The sequence below is a fragment of the Planomonospora alba genome, from assembly GCF_039534085.1.
GTDB classification, from domain to species: domain Bacteria; phylum Actinomycetota; class Actinomycetes; order Streptosporangiales; family Streptosporangiaceae; genus Planomonospora_B; species Planomonospora_B alba.
In genome coordinates, this window is sequence record NZ_BAAAUT010000119.1 from 1 (window position 1) to 5,549 (window position 5,549).

A 5,549-nucleotide genomic window follows, 5' to 3' on the forward strand; every position below is an offset into this window, starting at 1 on the left:
CCGACGCCTCGGGCGCCTCCCTGGTGGAGGCCGGGATCGACGACGTCAAGATCACTCGGGGGTCCTGACGTCCCGGTGCGCGGCCGCCGCCCGGGCGGCGGCCGCGCACCCTCCCGGGCGGCTCCCCGCCCGCTCTGCCCGGCGGGTTCGTGCCCGGCCGCCCGGCCCGCCGTACCGCGCGGGGCGGGGCCGCGGGCGCGGCCCGTGCGGCGTCCCCGGTCAGGCGCGGCAGATCAGCTCGCCGTGCAGCAGCGAGAGCCAGCCGTCCGGCTCGGCGGCCCAGGCCCGCCAGCCCGCCGAGACGCGGCGCAGCTCCTCCTCGGTCGCGGCGCCCGAGGCGAGCGCCTGGCGGGCCAGGTCGGACTTCAGGATGCGCTCGGCCCACATGCCGCCCCACCACCGCCGGTCCTGGGGCGTCGCGAAGCACCAGGTGGAGGAGGTGGCGGTGATGTCGGTGAAGCCGGCCGCGCGGGCCCAGGAGAGCAGTCGCCGCCCCGCGTCCGGCTCGCCCCCGTTGGCCCGGGCCACCTTCTGGTAGAGCGCCATCCACTCGTCCAGCTCCGGCAGCCGCGGGAACCAGGTGAAGGCGGCGTAGTCGCTGTCGCGGACCGCCACGATCCCGCCCGGCCGGCAGACCCGCCGCATCTCCCGCAGCGCCCGGACCGGGTCGCCGACGTGCTGCAGCACCTGGTGGGCGTGGACGACGTCGAAGGCGTCGTCGGGCAGGTCCAGGGCGTGCACGTCCGCCACGGCGAACGCGACGCCGGCCGTGCCCCGGCGCTCCGCCTCGGCGCGGGCCAGGCCGAGCGCCTCGGCGGTGACCTCGGTCGCGGTGACGGTGCCCGGCGCGACCAGCTCGGCCAGGTCGGCGGTGATGGTCCCGGGGCCGCACCCGACGTCCAGCAGCGACATGCCGGGCCGCAGGTGCGGCAGCAGGTACGCCGCGGAGTTCTCCGCGGTGCGCCAGCGGTGGGAGCTCAGGACGGACTCGTGGTGCCCGTGGGTGTAGACGGCGTCCTCGGCGGACATGGACCACTCCTTCGGTCGGATGGGGCAACCGTAACAGCGATCTCATCCAGTGAGAGAAATCGTCCCGAATGGTGAGACCGAAAGAATTCGCATGCCCATTCACTTGCTGTTATGAGAGAAGCGGGGTGAGACTGGGATGAGTCGTCGCCGCAACCGACCCGGGGGTGGTTCCCGTGCGCGAGGAGTTCAGTGCCAAGGAGACCTGGTCGCTGGAGTGCCGCTGCTGCGAGCGCATCTGGCAGGAGGGATACACCGTCCGCCGGTTGATCGACGGGCACGGCCGCGAGGCCGTGATCTGGGAGCAGGAGGGGGAGGCGGTCCAGCCGCCCTGGTCGGGAGTCGAGTGCGCCCGCTGCGGATCCTCCCAGGTGAGCGCCTTCCCGCAGGGAGAGGCGGAGCTCGGCCGGGCCGCGCTCCGGGCCGAGGGCGCGGCGCGGGCCGACCAGGAGGCGGGCCGCCCGCCCGAGGAGCGGCTGTACTCCCCGGTCCCGCACCGGTCACCCGCGCCCGCCCTGCTGAGCAGGGGCCTCTACTGAGCGCCGGGCACCGCACCGCCGCCGGGCGGCCGCCCTCACCGGTCCCCGCGGATCCGGCGGGCGGATCCGCGGGGACCGTGCCGCAGCACACGGCCCCCGCGGTCGGGGGTCACCCCCGTGAGCAGGCATGCCGCGACCACGATGTGGGGAACCCCGCGGAACGGCAAAGATCTACAGGCGGAAGCCCAGGTCGGGCACGATCTCGGCGACGTCCATCTGGGCCTTCTGCAGGCGGCCGGAGTAGTCCCAGTTCATCGCCTGCCAGCGGGTGAACTGGTCGAGCACCCACACGCCCGACTGGCGGCTGCCGTTGCCCGACCTGCCGTTCCCGCCGAAGGGCAGGTGCGCCTCGGCGCCCGAGGTGGAGTTGTTGACGCTGACCATGCCCGCGCCGATGCCCGCGCGGAACCGGAAGGCGGCCTTCGGGTCCGTGGTGTAGATCGACGACGAGAGCCCGTAGCCGGGCAGGTTGGCCAGCTCGATCGCCTCCTCCAGCGTGCCGAAGGCCGTCACGCCGACGATCGGGCCGAAGGTCTCCTCCATGAAGAGCCGGTCGCCGGCGCGCACGCCGTCCACGACCACCGGGTGGTAGTAGAGCCCGCCGGCGCCGGTGAAGCCGCCCCGGGGGTTGTCCGGCGTGATCCTGCCGGTCGGGCCGGAGACGACCGTGTGGTGCGGCTCGATCCAGCCGAGGTACTCCTCGTAGCGCTCGGCGAACCTGTGGTCCAGCAGCGGCCCGCAGAGCACGTCCCCGGCCGGGTCGCCGATCGGCGCCGCGGCCACGGCGCGCGTGTAGCGGGCGAGGAACTCGCCGTGCACGCTCTCGTGCACGATCACCGTCCCGAGCGAGGTGCAGCGCTGCCCGGCCGTGCCGAACCCGGCGAACAGCGCGCCCTCCACCGCCAGGTCGAGGTCGGCGTCCGGCATGACCACCATCGGGTTCTTGCCGCCCAGCTCCAGGCAGGGCGACTGCAGGTGCCGCCCGCACAGCTCGCCGATCCTCCGGCCGACCTCGCTGGAGCCGGTGAAGCCGACCTTGTGCACCGTGCCCTCGGCCAGAGCCGCCTCCAGGCCCGCGTAGGTCTGCGCGCCGTCGGCCAGGACGAGGTTGAGCACGCCGTCCGGCAGCCCCGCCGCGGCGAAGAGCCGGTAGAGCGCCTGCGCGGAGGCCGCGGCGTACTCGGCGGGCTTCCAGACCGCGGCGTTGCCGCACAGCAGCGCCGGGACCAGGTACCACGACGGCACCGCGACCGGGAAGTTGCCCGCCGTGACCACCGCCGCCACGCCGACCGGGACCCGGAAGGTGAACAGGTTCTTGTCGGGCATCTCGGAGGGGACCGTCTGCCCGTAGAGCCGCCTCCCCTCGCCCAGGAAGAAGTCGCAGGTGTCGACGATCTCCCGGACCTCGCCCAGCGCCTCGGCGTACGGCTTGCCGATCTCCCGGGTGACCAGCCGGGCCAGCGCCTCGGCGTTGGCCTCCACCAGCCGGCCGATCGAGGCGACCACCCGGCCCCGCACCGGGGCGGGCACCCGCTCCCACTCCCGCTGCGCGACGGCGGCGGTGCGGCAGGCCGCGGCGAACGCCTCGGCGTCGGCCAGCCGCACCCGGGCGACGACCTCGTCCAGGCGGGAGGGGTTGATCGAGTCGTAGGCCGTGCCGTCCGTGGCTTCCTTGCCGCCGACGACGGAGAAGACATCGAGGGTCACCGTTGACCTCCTTCGTGGGGTGCGTGCCCGCATTCTCCCCGCCCACCGGCGGCGCGTCACATCCCCGGCCCGCCGGGCGCGGCGGACGGGTCGCGGGGCCGGTCGGCGGTACGGCGGGGCGGGAGGCGCAGGCCGGCGCGGCCCGGCGCGGCCCGGCGGGGCCGGGGTGCGGGCCGGCGCGGGTCAGAGCATGCGGAAGTCGGCGAAGTCGAAGCCGGGGGAGACGACGCAGCTCACCAGGACTCCCTCGTCCCCGGCCGGGCGGGCGGCCTGCCAGGTGCCCGCGGGGACCAGCGCCTGCGGGACCTGGCCCTCCTCCACGTGCGGGCCGAGCGTCACCGTGCGGACCGGCTGCCCCTCGTGGCCGCCCAGGACCAGGGTGAGCGGGCCGCCCCGGTGCCAGAGCCACACCTCGTCGGACCGGACCACGTGCGGGCGCGACTCCTCGCCCGGCTCCAGCAGGAAGTAGATGCCGGTGGCCGTCGCGCGCGTCCCGCCGTACCCCGGCGGGTCGAGCTCGCAGGAGGTCCGCCACGTCTCCCGGAACCAGCCGCCCTCGGGGTGGGGGAGCAGGTCCAGGACCTCGGCGAGCGGAGGGCGGTGAGCTGTCGTCATTGTGCTGATATTAAGGGAAACGCCAGGTCAGTATGCGTTCGGGGTTTTGTCGGAGGCGCTGGATAGCGTTCGGCGCGTGATCGAACGGTGGAACCGGGACCAGGTGCTCGCGCTCGCGCCCGACGCCTCGTCCCAGAAAGCGGCCCAGGGGGTCTCCTCCCCCGGCACGTGGTCGGCAGCCGGCGTCACCGCGGAGGCGGTCTGGGGCGAGTGCAAGGGCAGCGGCTCCAAGCCGTACCGGGCGTGCGTCGACCTGACCGAGCCCGCCTACCGGTGCACCTGCCCCAGCAGGAAGTTCCCCTGCAAGCACGCCCTCGGCCTGCTGCTGCTCTGGTCGGCCGACGGCGTGCCCGAGGCCGCCGAGCCCGCCGACTGGGTGGCCGAGTGGCTCGAGCAGCGCCGCGCCCGCGCGGCCAGGCCCGCCCCGGCCCGCGCGGAGCGGGGCGGTGCGGCCCCCGACCCCGGACGGGCCGCGCAGCGCGAGCAGCGGGTCGCGGCGGGCCTGGAGGAGCTGGAGCGCTGGCTGACCGACCAGCTCCGCCAGGGCCTGGCCGGAGCACGCCGGCACGACCAGTGGGACGGCCTGGTCAAGCGCCTGGTCGACGCGCAGGCCCCCGGCGTCGCCGGGACCGTCTCCCGGCTCGGCGCCGTGCTCGCGGCCGACGACTGGCCCGCCCGCCTCCTCGGCGAATACTCCCTGCTCCACCTCCTGATCACCGCCTACCGCCGCTCGGCGGCCCCCGGCGGGGCGGACGGGGCCGCGGCGGGCGGCACGGACGGGGGCGCGGACGGGGCCGCCGCGGCGGGCGCGCTCGGCGCGGAGCTGCGGCAGACCGTGCGCGGCCGCATCGGCTTCCCCGTCTCCCAGCAGGACGTGCTCGCCGGTGAGACGGTCCGCGACCGCTGGGACGTGCTCGGCCGGCGCGACGAGGAGCAGGACCGGCTGACCACCCGGCGGGTGTGGCTGCGCGGCCGGACGACCGGGAGGGCCGCGCTCGTGCTCTCCTTCGCCCCCGCGGGGCAGGCCCTGGACGCCTCGCTCGTCACCGGCACCACGCTCGACGCCGACCTGGCCTTCTATCCCGGCTCGGCCCCGCTGCGCGCCCTGGTCGCCGCCCGCCACGACACCGCCGCCCCCCAGGAGGGCCCGCCCGGCTCCACCCTGGAGCAGGCCCTGGCGGAGGTGGCCGCAGCCCTGGCTGGCGACCCGTGGCTGGACTCCTGGCCGCTCGTCCTCGACCGGGTGGCCCCCGTGCGCGGCGGAGGCGGGTGGATGCTCGGCGGCCCGGACGGCGCGCTCCCCCTCCACCCGTCGGCCGCGGCGCCCTGGCGGCTGCTGGCCGTCTCCGGCGGCCACCCGCTGACCGTCGCCGCCGAGTGGACCCCGGACGGCCTGCTGCCGCTGGCGGCCTGGGACGACGAAGGGCTGGTCATACTGTGAGCACCCCCACGACACCCCCCGGAGCCCCCGCGGCCCCCCGGGATCCCGCGGCGGCCGCGGGGACGGGGCCCGCGGCGGGCGGTGCGCCGGGCGCGCCGGCCCCCTGGGCGCCGATCCCCTGGGAGGAGCTGGTCTCCGCGGCGCTGGTCGGCACCGACCGCGGGCCCCGTCCCCGCCCCGCCGGGCCGGCCGCGCCGTCCGCCGCCGGGACTGCCGCGGGC

5 protein-coding genes are annotated in these 5,549 nt (G+C 76.4%); 2 read left to right on the top strand and 3 right to left on the bottom strand.

What is annotated here, in order from left to right; all coding sequences use genetic code 11:
* Positions 1–219: 219 nt before the first annotated feature.
* Positions 220–1,029 carry a class I SAM-dependent methyltransferase gene (locus ABD823_RS33980; RefSeq protein WP_344866993.1) on the bottom strand — a complete coding sequence of 270 codons (810 nt, stop codon included), beginning with the start codon at positions 1,027–1,029 and terminating at the stop codon, positions 220–222.
* Positions 1,030–1,202: 173 nt separating this feature from the next.
* Here ABD823_RS33980 and ABD823_RS33985 point away from each other — a divergent pair, with 173 nt between their 5' ends.
* Entirely contained in the window at positions 1,203–1,565 is a 363-nt protein-coding gene (locus ABD823_RS33985; protein ID WP_344866995.1) for a hypothetical protein, read from the top strand.
* Positions 1,566–1,736: 171 nt separating this feature from the next.
* Here ABD823_RS33985 and ABD823_RS33990 read toward each other — a convergent pair whose 3' ends face one another.
* Together ABD823_RS33990 and ABD823_RS33995 are read right to left on the bottom strand one after the other, a co-directional pair.
* Positions 1,737–3,272 (bottom strand): aldehyde dehydrogenase family protein, encoded by a 1,536-nt coding sequence (locus ABD823_RS33990; RefSeq protein WP_344866996.1) that lies wholly within the window; start codon positions 3,270–3,272, stop codon positions 1,737–1,739.
* Between the two features lie 183 nt (positions 3,273–3,455).
* Entirely contained in the window at positions 3,456–3,887 is a 432-nt protein-coding gene (locus ABD823_RS33995; RefSeq protein ID WP_344866998.1) for a cupin domain-containing protein, read from the bottom strand.
* Positions 3,888–3,963: 76 nt separating this feature from the next.
* Here ABD823_RS33995 and ABD823_RS34000 point away from each other — a divergent pair, with 76 nt between their 5' ends.
* Complete coding sequence (locus tag ABD823_RS34000; protein ID WP_344867000.1) at positions 3,964–5,328, top strand: SWIM zinc finger family protein; 1,365 nt, start codon at positions 3,964–3,966, stop codon at positions 5,326–5,328.
* Positions 5,329–5,549: the final 221 nt, after the last annotated feature.

Bases quoted from the DNA above. Each gene is read 5' to 3' on its own strand.
- ABD823_RS33980 (WP_344866993.1), bottom strand. From the start codon at position 1,029: ATGTCCGCCGAGGACGCCGTCTACACCCACGGGCACCACGAGTCCGTC.
- ABD823_RS33995 (WP_344866998.1), bottom strand. From the start codon at position 3,887: ATGACGACAGCTCACCGCCCTCCGCTCGCCGAGGTCCTGGACCTGCTC.